Annotated in this window: 11 protein-coding genes; 4 read left to right on the top strand and 7 right to left on the bottom strand. The window is 43.8% G+C overall.

Annotation, left to right across the window (positions count from 1 at the left end; all coding sequences use genetic code 11):
- Positions 1–619: 619 nt before the first annotated feature.
- Together NAF19_RS26800 and NAF19_RS26795 are read right to left on the bottom strand one after the other, a co-directional pair.
- Positions 620–2812 (bottom strand): DNA/RNA helicase domain-containing protein, encoded by a 2193-nt coding sequence (locus NAF19_RS26800; protein WP_252793448.1) that lies wholly within the window; start codon positions 2810–2812, stop codon positions 620–622.
- Positions 2809–3138 carry a nucleotide pyrophosphohydrolase gene (locus tag NAF19_RS26795; protein WP_252793447.1) on the bottom strand — a complete coding sequence of 110 codons (330 nt, stop codon included), beginning with the start codon at positions 3136–3138 and terminating at the stop codon, positions 2809–2811. The genes NAF19_RS26800 and NAF19_RS26795 overlap by 4 nt, the downstream gene beginning before the upstream one ends.
- A gap of 214 nt (positions 3139–3352) precedes the next feature.
- On the opposite strand from NAF19_RS26795, the gene NAF19_RS26790 reads away from it, so the two are divergent.
- Positions 3353–4477, top strand: a complete 1125-nt coding sequence (locus NAF19_RS26790; protein WP_252793446.1) for a Fic family protein — start codon at positions 3353–3355, stop codon at positions 4475–4477.
- Positions 4478–4784: 307 nt separating this feature from the next.
- Here the strand turns inward: NAF19_RS26790 and NAF19_RS26785 are convergent, their stop codons facing one another.
- From NAF19_RS26785 to NAF19_RS26765, 5 genes are all read right to left on the bottom strand, one after another.
- Positions 4785–5372 carry a YdeI/OmpD-associated family protein gene (locus tag NAF19_RS26785; protein ID WP_252793445.1) on the bottom strand — a complete coding sequence of 196 codons (588 nt, stop codon included), beginning with the start codon at positions 5370–5372 and terminating at the stop codon, positions 4785–4787.
- A 905-nt stretch (positions 5373–6277) separates the two neighbouring features.
- Positions 6278–6907, bottom strand: coding sequence for a response regulator transcription factor (locus NAF19_RS26780; protein WP_252793444.1), 630 nt, complete (start codon positions 6905–6907; stop codon positions 6278–6280).
- Positions 6908–8851: a tetratricopeptide repeat-containing sensor histidine kinase gene (locus tag NAF19_RS26775; RefSeq protein WP_252793443.1), complete on the bottom strand. Its 1944-nt coding sequence runs from the start codon at positions 8849–8851 to the stop codon at positions 6908–6910.
- 159 nt (positions 8852–9010) lie between these two features.
- Entirely contained in the window at positions 9011–9766 is a 756-nt protein-coding gene (locus tag NAF19_RS26770; protein ID WP_252793442.1) for a phosphosulfolactate synthase, read from the bottom strand.
- Between the two features lie 170 nt (positions 9767–9936).
- Positions 9937–11340 carry a tetratricopeptide repeat protein gene (locus NAF19_RS26765; protein ID WP_252793441.1) on the bottom strand — a complete coding sequence of 468 codons (1404 nt, stop codon included), beginning with the start codon at positions 11338–11340 and terminating at the stop codon, positions 9937–9939.
- Between the two features lie 273 nt (positions 11341–11613).
- Between NAF19_RS26765 and amaB the strand changes: the two genes are divergently transcribed.
- The 3 genes from amaB (at position 11614) to NAF19_RS26750 (ending at position 16232) form a co-directional block, all read left to right on the top strand.
- Positions 11614–13155 (top strand): L-piperidine-6-carboxylate dehydrogenase, encoded by a 1542-nt coding sequence (gene amaB, locus NAF19_RS26760; RefSeq protein WP_252793440.1) that lies wholly within the window; start codon positions 11614–11616, stop codon positions 13153–13155.
- Between the two features lie 88 nt (positions 13156–13243).
- A complete protein-coding gene (locus NAF19_RS26755; RefSeq protein WP_252793439.1) occupies positions 13244–14875 on the top strand; it encodes a S8 family serine peptidase in 1632 nt (543 codons plus the stop codon).
- A gap of 373 nt (positions 14876–15248) precedes the next feature.
- Positions 15249–16232 (top strand): pyruvate dehydrogenase complex E1 component subunit beta, encoded by a 984-nt coding sequence (locus NAF19_RS26750; RefSeq protein ID WP_252793438.1) that lies wholly within the window; start codon positions 15249–15251, stop codon positions 16230–16232.
- Positions 16233–16254 lie beyond the last annotated feature (22 nt).

The raw sequence follows: 16254 nt of genomic DNA, 5'->3' as shown, positions 1-16254 counted from the left end.
CGGACCTAATTTGTTACGACCTAAAACTAATCATTCTATATCATCTAAGCGTAGTAATTGTTATCTGTGAGATGTAGCCTTAATATGATTTGGGTAATTTTTCTCTTTCGCTACCGCCAGCGTCCTCGCTTGTGGTAGGTTGACAGGTAACAAATATACATTGACGTTTGATTGCCTACCACCAGGCATTATGTCGAATGGATGGTGGGCGACCTAAACGCGGGCCACAAGCGAGGACGCTTGCGGCAGCGGGGGGGGGGGTAAAAACGTTTAAAGATGGAACAAGGCGGCAAATAACGAAAAATATCGTTGAGATCTATAGAAAGCCAAAGTTTGAACTCGTTGACTTTGTTGTCGAGTATAATGATTCTGTAGATAGATTTACTGATTACGCAAAGGAGCACTATCCACCAGCCAACCTTTCAATATAAAGCTATTGCCAGCCTCACAGATGTATGGCATGAATCCATGTTCGGACAACTGTTTTATATTTACGCTAACTATAAGTGGAAAATCAACCATTCTCTCTCCGTTTGTTATCCCTCTCTTACGTCCCTAAAACAACATGGCATGTTAAAAGTTGAATTTGTGCCTTCGACTACCTGCCTAGACCGTGGCACTATAGAACGCATTCAAATATTCCAACTACTTCTAAGTCAGTTAATTCATCCGCAGTGAAAACTATGTTTTGATATGTCGAATCATATGATAGTGGCTTTAATATTATTTCTTCATGAAACCATTGTTCGTCACTGACATTTTTCTTACTTATATATTCCTTTACAGTATAGCCTGAACCAAAATCAGGGTCCTGGATATTGGAATGCCTAACAAGAACGATCTTGCCATTTCTGGAGCCTCCACCATCCCGACGGAATAGACAAAGAGAGCCGTTGGGGATAACCTTGTTCATCGATTCACCTATCACGGTACATGCAAATAATTCTTTTGAAGGCTTGTATCTTGGCGGCAAAGAAACCCAATCATACTTTTCGGTATCGACTTGTTGTAGGGCGCTAAAATTTCCGGCTGCGGCTTTTAAATCGAAGACTGGAATTGAATTAACGAATGGCACTACCTGATCTGAGTCTAAATAGTTGGTGGAAATAATTTTGCGATTGGCCTCAATGTGCTTTTCAAAATATTCTCTTAAGTTCTTATCACAGATATATAAATAAGTTCCTTTTATCCCCCGCAGCATTATAGTTTTATATATGTTTATAATAAATGCTTTTAGATCTAAAGGATCGTTAATCGATATTTTCCCATTTTTATCGTGGTAATTCTCTTTCAAAATTACAATCTCATTCTTCCCTTTATCATAGGTAATCTCATGTCCAAAAATGACACCTGCATAGTTCAAATCGTAACCTTGAGTCGTATGTATACATCCAACTTCATTTAATGCATTAGAGGAATTTATGAAATCATCAGAAACACTGTTCCACTGCAGCTTATAGCCATCAATGATTATATCATAGGCACTTTTGTCGTTCTTTGAAATCCATGGCCATGAATAGCCACCAATCAACCGAGCTAAGCCAGTCTCTGAATCTCTTAATTTAACCTCGTTAACCATGGCCTCGATTGAATCAAAAAGAACGAACTCATATTCCTTTGATGGAAAAAGCCTTTGCGATTCATCAAGTTTGCAATTCAGAAGATCGTGAACATATTTAACATAACCATTGCCGCCTTTCACTCTAAATTGAGACTTAAGAGATACGACCTTTGTAAGATTTGAGGATTTAAGCCTATCAAAATCATTTTTCTTTACGTCAGAAGGCTTAATCGATTGATTTTCATCATAAAGTAATACAGCCTTGTTCGACTGTTTAACGACCCAATCTAACTCGCTACAGTTATTTTTATCAATACCAAGTTTTCCGCATACTACATCGAACGCATGAAAGTAAGTGCCCAGGTTTACTCTTCTTCTTAGCCTGTGAGATTCATCAACGAGGACAATGTCAAAATTGTCTTTAATCAAATCTGCGGGCCCGATTACCATATTGGCACTTAAGCCTTTGATATTTTTGAATACCTTTTTTAAAGTATTTCTAAATGAAGCCATCGGTACAACGAGGGCCATTTTTGGATTGGGATACCTCCTTTTTAATTCGAAAACTGTTTGAATAAATTCCGCTTCATCGTCTCCAAATTCTTTATAATTGAATTCTTCATACTTCGAGTTGAGAAGCTTAAATAGAAATGTAGCAAGAATGGTCTTGCCTGTGCCCGCTCCGCCCTCAGCAATGATGTTTTTGACGTTGTTATCAAGGAGACCTTTCAGTATAATTAACAACCCCTCGCGCTGGTCGGTGGTAAGACTTTTATACGGCGAATATTTAAAAAGATCAGAGTTATTTATATGCTCAATTGAATGTTTAGTTATTCCTTCTGATCTTAAATTGTTCCAAATCAGGTTAAAAATATCCCAGTAGACTTCTTTTTTTTGATAGTAATTGTGATTGGCGAGGCCAATATTTCCGTTAATCAACTTATATTGACCGTCGCCGGCTATATATTTTATTAAATTCGATTCTATATCAAGTGTGGCAGACTTATTAAATTTCTCACTGCTGATCAAATGCACGGTTGAAAGAACATTTTTAGCTCCACTTTTTAAATGTGCGGACATTCTTGCGTAAGTGTCTGTCGTTTCGCCCACGTAAGCTTCTTTGATAGCGCCATCACTTAAAATATATACAATCGGCCAAAGATCTTTAGCAAAATGAAGATTTTGAAATTCATTGAACATAGTGGCATTAAACTCATATCTTTTTATTTCAAAGGACTTATTCAATGTCATAATTCATTGTATTTTTTCGCATTGCCTTTTGCTTTATCTACCGGATATTTTTCTGCATTTTTTTGAATTTTGCGCGTCATTATTTCTATAAGATCGAGATTGTATTTATCGGCCAATAATAAAACATACCCAAAAACGTCAGCCAGCTCGTCCTTGATTTTTTCAATATTGGCATCTTCTGGTTTTTTCCATAGAAACAGTTCATTTAATTCAGCGGCTTCTATTGATAAAGCTAAAGCAAGGTCCTTTGCATTATGAAATTGTGCCCAGTCTCTTTCATCACGAAAATCAAGCAATGCTTTTTGGAGGTTTTTTAAATCACTCATAAGCGTCATATAAGTTGTCGGAAAGGTAAGAAATATAATGGAGCTTACATTTAAAGTATGGACTGCGACTCCTTTTTAATTAACCTGCGGAGGTAATGCCCCTTACGCGCCAGTATGCAGCTCCGGCCCGCAGAGTTGGAATACTAGTGCGCCGCGTTTAGGTAGGCTATTAAATCAAATTTTAATATAGTATTTTTGATTCTACTTATTTTATATGCACTATCATATCCCTTTACTTCCACCTCAACAAGATTTAGAAACACGGGCGGTTTTAAAACAGCTTGCTGCTGCACACCGGCGATTGGCTGAATTAAAGGGGATAGCCGCAACCATTCCTAACGAAAGTATTTTAATTAATACCCTTTCATTGCAGGAAGCTAAAGATAGTTCCGCAATTGAAAATATCATCACAACGCATGATGAATTATACAAGGCGCAATTATTTGGAGAATTTATAACCAGTGCGTCGGCTAAAGAAGTAAATAATTATGCAGAGGCGTTGAAACATGGCTTTGATATTGTTAGAAAAAACAAGATAATAACCATTAATCATATCATAGATATCCAAAAGATTCTTGAGCAAAATGACGCGGGATTTAGAAGGCTGCCAGGAACTGAACTTATTAATCAATCTACATGTAAAAGTGTCTATAAACCGCCGCAGTTATACGATGAGATAATTAGCCTGATAGAGAATATGGTTAAGTTTATTAATAACTCCGATGACAGTGACCTGGATCCGTTGGTGAAAATGGCTCTAATTCATCATCAGTTTGAAAGTATACATCCTTTTTACGACGGAAATGGCAGGACTGGTCGCATATTGAATATATTGTATTTGGTAGTTCAGGATTTACTTGATTTGCCGATATTGTATTTAAGCAGATTCATTATCAACAATAAGTTTGATTACTACAGGCTTTTACAGAAAGTTAGAGATGAAGGAGAGTGGGAAGAATGGATAGTTTATATGCTAAAAGGAATTGAACAGGCAGCTAAAGAAACGATTGTACTTATTACCCGCATGCGGGTTTTGATGCAAGACTATAAAACGCGAATCAGGAAGGAGTTTCCTAAGATGTATAGTCAGGATTTATTGAACAATATTTTTAGGCACCCCTATACAAAAATTGAATTTTTAATGAATGAGCTTATGGTCTCCAGGCTTACGGCAACCAAATATGCTGATTTATTAGTATCAAAAGGATTTTTAACTAAGGAAAAGATTGGCAGGAGCAACTTTTATATTAACGTGCCATTATTTATGCTGTTCAAGAATGAGGCAGAAGCAAAGCAATTTGCACCAAGAATACAGACAATAAATCCGAATTTTAGTTAGTAACTATAGGTAAAGAAACCTCGAAAATTATACACCAAAAAGGATATGCATAGAAAAATGCCAAAAGATATACATGTTAGAAACGTTATGTATAGAAAAAGGCCAAAAGGTATACATATACAGAAGAAGCATAGCAATAAATAAGATTATTACAGGATTCTCCATGGCTCTTTTAGTACTTGCTTTTATACCTGGCTACAATGGTGGGCGGCATTTTGGTGGCAGAAGGGACGGCTTAAACATTTAGGTTATACTACAGCATCATAGCTGCGTCCCGGAACCCAGTGCAGCTTGCTATTGCTTTCCCCTAATGAAATTTCTCGCCCTTAGCCAGCATTTCCAGGATCATGTGCATTCGCTTTTCGCGTGTCTCCGGTTTTTTGGCGGTCTGCAGCCGCCAGTTGATTGCATATTTGTTGGTTTTGTTCAGCGAGTCGAAAAAAGCTTTTGCCTTTTTGTTTTTTTCAAGGAGTTTGAGAAAATCGGCAGGGGTTGTGGAATTGGAGGGTGAATCATAAGCGGCCGCCAGTCGCCCGTCGTTTTTTGCGTCTTCAAAGGCCTTCAGTCCGGCGGCTTTCATGCTATTTTCGTTGGTCAACCGTTCAATATGTTCGATGTTTCGTTTTGACCAGATACTACGTGCACGGCGCGGCGTGAATTTCTGGACCCAGGAACCAGGGTCAACTTTTTTCTTTTGTCCGTCAATCCAACCATAACAGAGTGCTTCGTCGAGTGCTTCTGCATAGGTAACGGTTTTTTCACCCGACTCTTTGTTGAAAATGCGCAGCCAGATACCGTCGGACGTTGCATGATTAGCAGCAAGCCATTCCCCCCACGCACTTGCCGACGCAAATGATTGGGTGGGCGCATCTTTCTTGTTTTCTATAGTACTCATTTAGCCGCTGTCCGTTTAAAGCACGACAGCCGATACTAACTTACGGAAATGTTTTTGAAATGAGATTCAGGAAGCGTCAAAAGCAATATTCGCCCGCTTCTCTCGCTAAATGTCATTAAGTTAAGGAAGAATTGCAGCTCACCCTCTTTGCGCAGCGAGGTCGGGGTGAGTCAACCCGCCAGTGCATTTGCGTTAACGCCGCTTCCAGAGGACTCACCCGTCCGCTAGCTAGCGGATGCGCTGGACCGCCCCCTCTTTTGCAGGAAAAAAGAGGGCAAAACAGTTTTATCCCCGCAGGGTATGCGCTGGATCATGCTCCATTCATGAATAGCTGCAAACCATCGCAGGGTCCACTGCGAGTTTAAGTTAACCCATAAAATCATGGGTCGAAAATAGCGGTCGAAACAGGGCCGTACACAGCGCCTTCAATAGCACGAAACGTTCCTATGGAACGTAAAACGGATATTTGATTGAATTTCTACCCACGAAGCGTTCCTACGGAACGCGAATGAAGCTTTTTTTCGTCCCATCGGGCAATGTCATTAAGTTAAGGGAATTAGCCCCACCTAAATCCTCCCCGGTAGGGAGGACTTGAAAAAAGTTAAACGCGGGCGAAGCTAAAGTCTCCCCAACCGGGGGAGATTTAGAGGGGGCTTTACGCTTTGGTTTCCTTAACTTAATGACATTGGCCGACGGCACTCTTTATTTTTTAATCAATTTACCATGGGTTGAAACCCGTGGCTACAATATGTCCCGGGCCGATGGCCCTTTAAATAGTTGAAGAACTTTATAGGTTAACTCAAATCTGCGGGAGGCCCTGCGGAGACAAAAATATAGAACGATTAATAATCAGCATGTTCCATAGCGTTCGGGGTGTTCCGCGCGGGAAAATGGAACGCTTGCCCTCAAATTATCTTCCGCTCATAAGCATACTTCAGCAAGCCCACTACGGTTTGGGTATTGGTTTTCCGCAGTATGTTTTTGCGGTGCGTTTCAACGGTGCGTTCGCTGATGAACAGCAGGTCGGCAATTTGCTTGTTGCTGAATTCCTTTTCAATCATGCGCACAATTTCAATTTCGCGGTCGGTAAGGTGGTTGCCTTCCTGGTTGTCTTTAAACGAGCGTACCAGGTGGCGGGTAATCTCGGCGGAGTAGTAGTCGCCCCCGGCGGCTATTTTGCGGAGGGCGTCTTCCAGTTCGGTGCGGCCGGTATTTTTCAGGATGAAGCCGCTCACGCCGGCGTCCATCATTTCGGTTACCACCTGGCTGTCGCCAAACATGGATAGGGCCAGCACCTTGATATGGGGTTTGGCGCGTTTAATATGCCGGGTAAGTTCAACGCCGCTCATGCCGGCCATGTTTACGTCGGTAAGCAGGATGTCGGGGTTCAGCGTATCGAGCATGCCCTCCACCTTTGCGGGGTTATTGCATTCGCCAATCACCTCAAAGTCGGGCATGTGGCCAATCAGCAGTTTCAGCCCGTCAACCACCATCTGGTGATCGTCGACAATAAATATTTTGTGTGTAGCAGCCATTTATGATATAGTTAGCGGAACGTAAATAGCCACCAGCGTGCCCTTGCCGGGCGCCGATGATATATCCACAGTTCCTTTAAGATAGGTTATACGTGTACTAATATTTTTAAGGCCGATGCCCTCAAACTTGTCGCGTTGCGCGCTGTCGAACCCTTTGCCGTTGTCCTCGATGGTTACTGATACCTCGTTGTCTTCGCGCGTGAGCTGGATATCGAGTCGCGTTGCCCCGGCATGTTTAATTACGTTGTTAACGCACTCCTGTATCACGCGGTAAAGCACGGCCTCGGTGTTGTTGTCGAGCCTTTCGCCCAGGCCGGTTGTTTCAACGGTGATTTTCAGCTTATGCGAATCAATCTTATTGATAAAATCCTTCACCGCCGATCCTAAGCCCGCCTTCAGCAGCGCATTAGGCATCATCTGGTGCGCAATAGACCGTACCTCCCGGCAGCTCTCGTCCACCATCAGCATGGTTTTTTCGGCCAGCTGGCTATAGGTGGGTTCCTTTATTTCCACATGCTCCAGCAAGCTCCCCAAATTCATTTTCACGGCAGAAAACAGCTGACCCACGCCGTCGTGCAGGTCGCCGGCAATGCGCTTGCGTTCGCGTTCCTCGGCGTCGATAATGCTTTTAGAGGCGATGTCCTGCTGTTTGATTACTTCGGCCTGTAAAATTGCCGCCTGCTTAAGCCGGTACCGGTTGTAAAATAAAAGCCCGAAGCAAACCGTAATGAGCAAAGCCGCCGCCACAACGCCAATGGTTACGTTGCGATTTTTAATCTGCAGTTTTTGGATGGTGCCCTGCTTGTTTAACAAAGCAATTTCCTGTGTTTTTTTCTCGGTTTTATACTTGGTTTCCAGCTCGGCAATCTGTTTGGACATGCCTTTGTTGTAGATGGTATCTTTCAGCTTAATCAGCTCGTTATCGTAGCGGTAGGCGGTTTTAAAGTCGCCCATTTTTTCGTAGGTATTGGAGATGCTGACCAGCGCATTCTCCATATTCTCCATGTCTTTTATTTTCGTCGCCAGCAAAAGCGCCTGGTTATACGCCTCCACCGACTTTTTATAATTGCCGGTCTCCTGCTCTATCTGCCCCGAATTGGTGTAACAGCTGGCAATGCCCTGGTTGTTTTTTAGCAGCACAAAAAGCTTGAGGGCCTTATCGTTATACAGCCGGCCTTTGTCGTAGTTTTTCAGCAGCACGTTTATGCCGCCCAAATTAAGATAGGAGTAAGCCAGCTGGTTATTATTATTCAAGTGCTCCCTAATTTTAGTCGACTCATTAAAATACGCCTCCGATTTTTTAAGCTGATTGTTTTCGCCATACAGAATGCCAAGGTTGTTATAAACCTGTGCAATAGCCTTTTGATTGTTTATCTCTTTAAATATTTTCAGCGCGCCATCGTAATATTCGTGCGCCTTCTCCACGTTCCCCATTTGCTGAAACAGGTAGCCGAAGTTTACCATCAAATTCCCTTTTGGCAGCGGATTTTTAATGGATTCGTAGAACTTCAGCGCAGTCAAATACTCTTTCTGCGCCAGGTCGAACTTGCGCGCCTGCAAATAGCTATTGCCGTTTAGATTATGGGCCCGTCCCAGGTTTTGATTGTCTTTAAGGGTGGTAGCAAGGTCGATAGCCTTTTTGGTATATTTAAGCAAAGAATCGGCAATGGCCTGGTCTTCAAATGCTTCAGCAATTTGAACGTAGGCATCAACCAGTAAATCTTTATGATTGGTTTTTGAGGCGAGCGCAACTGTTTGATACATTAACTGCATCCCCTTATCGGGCAGGGTGTCGCGGTAAACCTTTGCCAGTTTGAGCGAAAGCTCAATCCGCGTAGTGTCGTCGAGTTTGCCTTTCAGCCGGTTATTTAAACTATCGATAGTTTTTTTTTGCGCGGAAGCTGCCGCCGATATAAGCAGCAGCATATAAAATATTCTTTTCAATAGTCGGTTATAAAAGGTTTATCAGTCAATAATTTACCGACCAATATACTAAACCTCTGCGAAATATTTTATAGGCGATAATAATATGAACTAAATTATTTTACTAATATTAAATTATAGCGAATAATAATAGCGGGAAGGATGGGGATATGGATTTGATTACAAAAAATGATCAAACGTATCGCTGCGGATACCCAGGCGCAGTGTTTCCAGCGGGATAACGTCTGCCGGGGCTATATTGCCGAGGCTAACATTGGCGCCTATCAGCTTGATAAACCAAACCTGCTGGGCTTTTTGGGGGGCCTCCCAAATGATGGATTCTTCGGGTATTTGAGTTAGTATTTCGTCAACCAGGCCCTGGCGCACTTCGCCTGAATCGCGGTAGATGCCCACGTTTCCGCTTTCGCGGGCTTCGGCAATAACCTTCCACGATCCGGCCTCAATTTCGGCCCGCATCAGGTTGATCCACTTGTAAGGCGCAAATATTTTCTGCACATCTTTAGAACCCACTTCCGATATCACCGTGGTAATTTTAGACAGCTTCCGGATGTATTCGCACTTCACATCATGCTCCATCGTGATGGAACCGTCAGACACCTCGGCATAATCCATCTGGAATTTATCCAGCAAACGGCAATAATCGTCGAACTGGTTACGCACAATCATGGCTTCAAACAGCGTACCCCCAAAATATACGGGGATACCCGCATCGCGGTAAAGCTTTAGTTTTTCGGTAAGGTTTGGCGTTACGTATGAAGTTGCCCAACCCAGCTTCACCATATCTGTATACAGACCGCCAACTTCAATAAAATCTTCCGCCTGCCGCAGGCTGAGGCCTTTGTCCATCACCATGGTTATGCCGCTTTGGCGTGGTTTTGCAACCCGTTCCGGAAGGTTATTGATCTGGTAGTTCATATACAAACATGCAATTGGTTATAGACTATAACTAAAAGTACTAATGGCTGCAAAGGTCGTAAAAAAAGCCAAAATTTGTTTAAATTTTGGCTTTTTTTACTTTGGTTGAAAATGTTGTAAGAGTTGTAAATGTTATAAAAGTTAATTTCAACTACTACAACCCTTACAACTTATTTCGTGTACCTATTAATAATATCCACAATCACCTTATTCTTCTGCAACTGCGGGAGGTAATCAAACAGGATATAATGTTTATCCGGGTCTGATGTCAGGGCCATTTCAAGGTGGCTCAGGGCTTCGTTGTATTCGCCTTTGGCAAACAAGTAGGCTACCATGCGGTAATATAGTTCGGCGGCTTCCGGGTTGTTTTTTATGGCCTGGGCTATCACCTCAATGGCATCGCTAAGACGTTGCTGCTCATATAAAATGGACGAGTAATCCAGCCAGGCGTCAACGTCGATCGGGTTTAGCTCTACCACTTTTTCGTAAGCGTGTTCAGCTTCAGTAAGGTGGCCCAACTTGTATTCGGCATCTGCAATGGCAAACCAGTAGTCGGCATTGGCAATATCAAGATCGAGCGCTTTTTTGTAGAAGTGCAGGGCCTCAAAATAGCGTTCCTCAAAATCAAGGGTTACGCCAATCCCAAACCAGGCATCAGCCAGTTTAGGGTCCATCTTAACCGATTTTTTATAGAAAGCCCGCGCATCGTCCATTTGCTCCAGCTTTTCGTAGCATTCACCAATGGCACAATACGTATCGGCGTTGGGTTGCTCATACTCAAAAGTATGGCGGTAAACCTCAATCGCTTCGGCATATTTCTCCAGGTTAACCAGTGCATTGCCCTTATTAAAATAGGCCGATGCAAAGCTGTCTTTTATCAATATTGCATAATCGTACGCGTCGATAGCTTTTTCGAACAGGCTGAGCTTGGTAAACGCGTTGCCCAGGTTATACCATGCGGCATAGCTGTAGGGCTCGTTGTCAATATATTGCTGGTAAAATGTAACGCTTTCCTGCTGATTGTCCAACACGTCATAACAAAACGCCAGTTCGTACAAAGCATCCTGGTTCTCCATATTTTGCTTTAAGCAAAGTTTCAGGTAGGTTATGGATGTTTCGTAGTCGCCCATGTTTTGGTACACGTAGGCAATATGCAGCAGCACCTCGTCGGTTTCTTCGGCAAGGTCGAGCGCTTTTTCATAGTTTTCCAGGGCTTCGCCATAGCGCTCCATACTCTCGTACAGGTTGCCGCGGATCAAATAAATATCAGGGTCCGATGCTTCCAGCATTGCGGCTTTTTCAAGCGCCTCAAATGCTTCGGCAACCTGGTTGCTCACAACCAATAGCTGCGCCTGTTTTATCAGGAAAATTGCGGCAAATGGGTGCTGGTTGCGGGCATATTCGGCAACCTGCAGGGCTTTAGGCGGATCGTTCTTTTCGATGTAGTAGTCGATAATGTTCTCAAACGCCTGGGCATCAAAAAAGTACTGGTCATGATTACGAATCATCTCTTCGTACCGTTCTACCGAAAACTTTGGGTCTTCGGTAAAACCAAATTCAAATTCTTCTTCCATTCAATTTTGTTTCAGAACATATACTCTGTTACAGGCAATAAACTCGCTCCATTAGCCCACTCTAAATCTCCCCGGTTAGGGAAACTTTGACTTAAACTGAGATTAAATTACAAGTAATAAATATCCATAATACAATTTAGTTATCAACATTCAAACATTGTTAACAGCCCTAATTACAAAGTCCTGATAATTAATGCGAATCATTTTACCGGCAAAGGATGAGTTGATAATAAATTGCCTTAAAGATTTTTACCTTTGACAAAAGTAACAATTATGAGCCTTAATATTCCTGAAATTCTTACTCGTTTACACATAAACGACATAAATGACGCATTTAGTACAGGCAGCAACTGGACAAGCAGCCCCAACGCAGCTATAAAAGATATCGTGTCACCAACCGACGGTAAAGAAATTGCCTCGGTAAAATTTGCCACTGCCGACAACTACAACCAGGCAGTTGAAACAGCTCAAAAAGCCTTTATAACTTGGCGTACCATACCCGCCCCCAAGCGCGGCGAAATTGTGCGCGAAATCGGTAATGCGCTGCGCGAAAACAAGGAAAGCCTGGGTGCCCTGGTAAGCTACGAAATGGGCAAAAGCCTGCAGGAAGGCTATGGCGAGGTACAGGAAATGATTGACATCGCCGACTTTGCTGTTGGGCTTAGTCGCCAGCTTTACGGCCTCACCATGCACAGCGAGCGCCCGCAACACCGCATGTACGAGCAGTACCACCCGCTGGGCATTGTGGGCATTATATCGGCATTTAACTTCCCGGTTGCCGTATGGAGTTGGAACGCCATGCTGGCATGGGTTTGCGGCGATGTTTGCATCTGGAAGCCATCCGAGAAAACACCTTTAACTGCTATTGCCTGCCAGCATATTGCACAGGCAGTATTTAAAAAACATAATATAAATGAGGGCGTAAGTTGCCTGGTTATCGGAGATCGCGAGATTGGCGAACTGATGGCTAATGATACCCGCGTACCACTGGTGTCGGCAACAGGTTCAACCCGGATGGGCAAATCAATTGGCGCGGCAGTAGGCGCAAGGCTTGGCCGCAGCTTGTTGGAGCTTGGCGGAAACAACGCCATCATCATAACCGAGAATGCCGATTTGGATATGTCGCTGATTGGCGCAGTATTTGGCGCAGTAGGCACTGCCGGGCAGCGCTGCACCAGCACCCGCAGGCTGATCATCCATGAAAGCGTTTACGATGCCTTTAAAGAAAAACTGGTAAAAGCCTACAAACAAATCCGCATTGGCGACCCGCTGGATGAAAACAACCACATGGGCCCGCTAATTGACACTGATGCCGTAGCATTATACCTCGACTCGATAGAAAAATGCAAAGCCGAAGGCGGTAAATTTATTGTTGAAGGCGGCAAGCTGGAAGGCAGCCAGTATGCCTCTGGCTGTTATGTAAAGCCGTGCATCGCCGAAGTTGAAAACCACTACAAAATTGTGCAGCACGAAACCTTTGCGCCCATTCTTTACCTTATCAAACATAAAGACCTTGATGATGCCATCGCGATGCAAAACGGGGTACCTCAGGGACTGTCATCAGCTATAATGACACAAAATTTGCGAGATGCAGAACAATTTCTGTCTGCCGCTGGTTCTGACTGCGGCATAGCCAATGTAAACATAGGTACATCAGGCGCCGAGATAGGCGGCGCGTTTGGTGGCGAGAAAGAAACCGGCGGTGGCCGCGAGTCGGGCTCGGACGCCTGGAAAGTTTACATGAGGCGGCAAACAAATACTATAAACTATTCAAAAACGTTACCCCTTGCTCAGGGAATTAAATTTGATTTATAATTTTTTAGTGAGTGGTTGATTAAGTTGGATTAGGTTGATTAAGTTTTTCAACCATTCACCCAATCAACCACTCACCCAATCAACCAATATGAAATTAAGCACTTACATCTTTACCCCCTTCCTGCTTGGGGCTCTCTTCTTAACCTTAACCGCAACCGGGCAGCAAATGCCCAAACAACCTGCCGATCCGCCAAAAAACTGGCACGCCATGGATTTAAAAACCGACGGCTTTTATGGCATCAGCTTAAAGCAGGCTTACCTGTTTTTAAAGGGAAAGAAAAGCAAAACAGTTATTGTTACCACAATTGATAGTGGGATAGATACCGCACAGAAAGACTTGGCTTCTATTCTGTGGGTAAACCCCAAAGAAATACCAAACAACGGCAAGGATGATGATGGCGATGGCTATGTTGACGATGTGCACGGCTGGGATTTTTTAGGCGGAAAAGACCGCAAGGTTGATTTCACCGAAACCACCGAAGAAGTAAGGCAATATAACAAGCTTAAGAGCAAATACATTGCGGTTACCACTGCACCTGTAGGACAGGAAAAAGAGTTTGCCTACTGGGAAAAAGTAAAAATGACTTACGACAGCACCATGAGCAAAACCCTGCGCGAGGCAAAGGATGTGGGCTACGAGCTTAATATTTTGTCGGCTACCAACCACTATATTAAAAGGGAGCTGAAATTAAAATCGGACCAGACATTTACGATGGCCGACCTGGCTAAAATACATACCGCGAATGATACAGTAACGCAAAGCAAAACCGTTTGGGAATCGGTTTTCGGACAGATAGGCGGGGCATCCGATAACGCAAAGGTGCTAAAGGATATTACCGAATACAATGCCAAGCTAAACAATAACATTACGCCAGACCTTGACGCCCGCGCACGCATAGTTGGCGACGATCCGGACGTTAACGATGGCAAACCCTATGGCAACAATGTGCTTAAAAACGAAGATGCATCGCACGGCACTGGTGTAGCCGGCCTGATTGGTGCAATTCGCAATAATGGTTATGGTATTGATGGCGTGGCCGATAATGTGCGCATCATGTCGATAAAAGCAGTGCCTAATGGCGACGAATACGATAAAGATATTGCCAATGCCATACGTTTCGCTGTAGACCATGGCGCGCAGGTCATCAACATGAGCTTCGGTAAAAAACTATCGCCGCACAAAGATTGGGTTGATGCCGCCTTTAAGTACGCCGCATCGAAAGATGTGCTGCTGGTACAGGCCTCGGGTAACGACAATGAAGACATGGACGCCAAACCGGAGTTCCCGAATGATACTTACCTGGATGGCTCAACAACCGATAACGTAATCAGTGTAGGCGCATCTGGTCCCAAGCCCGATACCCTGCTGGCCGCCACCTTCAGCAACTATGGTAAAAACAGCGTTGACGTTTTCGCCCCCGGCGCCAAAGTAACATCGATTGATACCGATGCCGAATTTAATACCGCCGACGGAACCAGCTTTTCGGCCCCGATTGTTACCGGCATAGCGGCCCTGTGCCTCGAATACTACCCCGACTTGAGCGCCAAACAGCTCAAGCAAATTATTTTAGAATGCGCCACACCTGTAAAAGGCGTAATGGTAAACAAACCCGGCACCAATACCAAGGTTGATTTTGGTACGCTTAGCAAAACCGGTGGTATTGTGAATGCTTACCGGGCTTTGGAGATTGCGTCGAAGATGAAAGGGGAGCGGAAATAGAGTTTGCAGTTTTGAGTGGGCAGTTGGCAGATGTTAAGAAAGATTTACGAAGTTTTTAAAACTTCGTAAATCTAAATTCCCTATGTAACCTGTCTTAAAGAGCCATCGGCTCGATTCATATTGTAGCGCCGGGTTTCAACCCGGTGGCGAAATAACAAATCCATTTTCAAGAGCCATCGGCTCGGTCCATATTATAGCGACGGTGTTTAACCTTTCGGCGAGATAAATAGCCCGAAACCGGGCATTTTAAACCTCTAAAAGCCACATTCCATCTTAAATCTCAAATCTCACGTCTCATATCTCACATCTCAATTGCAAATCACAGTTCATTGCTTATATTTGCGTTCGCTAAAAAAGCATATTTTTTAAAACGATGAGAGAAATACAGTTCAGAGAAGCGCTGCGCGAGGCAATGTCCGAAGAAATGCGCAACGACGATAAGATATACCTGATGGGTGAAGAGGTTGCTGAATATAATGGCGCCTACAAAGTTAGCCAGGGCATGCTCGACGAATTTAGCGCCAAGCGCGTAATTGATACTCCTATCTCTGAATGCGGTTTCGCCGGTATAGGTATAGGCTCGGCAATGAATGGTTTAAAGCCAATTATCGAGTTCATGACGTTTAACTTCTCGCTGGTAGCAATCGACCAGATCATAAACGGCGCGGCAAAAATCATGTCGATGAGCGGTGGCCAGTTCTCGGTGCCTATCGTATTTCGCGGCCCAACCGGTAACGCGGGTATGCTAAGCTCGCAGCACAGCCAGTGCTTCGAAAGCTGGTATGCCAACTGTCCCGGCTTAAAGGTGGTTGTGCCATCAAACCCTTATGATGCAAAAGGCCTGCTGAAATCGTCAATAATCGACCCGGATCCGGTTATTTTTATGGAATCGGAATTGATGTATGGCGATAAAGGCGAAGTTCCGGAAGAAACATATTATATCCCGCTTGGCAAAGCAAACGTTACCAAAGAAGGCAGCGATGTTACTTTGGTTGGCTTTGGTAAAATAATGAAAGTTGTTAATGCCGCCGCTGCCGAGTTGGAAAAAGAAGGCATCCACGCCGAAGTGATTGATTTGCGCACCGTGCGCCCTATCGATTATGATACCGTTATTGCTTCTGTTAAAAAAACAAACCGTTTGGTTATAGTTGAAGAAAGCTGGCCATTAGGGTCAATAGCTACCGAGATTGCCTTTAAAGTACAAAAAGATGCATTTGATTATTTGGATGCACCGGTACTGCGCATTATGGGCGGCGACGTGCCATTGCCTTATGCACCAACGCTTATACAGGAATACCTGCCAAATGCCGACCGCGTAATTAAAGCCGTTAAGGAAGTAATGTACGTGGCTAAGTAGTGGAGCGGTTGATTGAGTTGAT

It is taken from the genome of Mucilaginibacter flavidus, from assembly GCF_024055575.1.
Lineage (GTDB): Bacteria > Bacteroidota > Bacteroidia > Sphingobacteriales > Sphingobacteriaceae > Mucilaginibacter > Mucilaginibacter flavidus.
The sequence above is the reverse complement of the archived record's forward strand: the minus strand, read 5'-3'. Positions and strand labels throughout refer to the sequence as shown.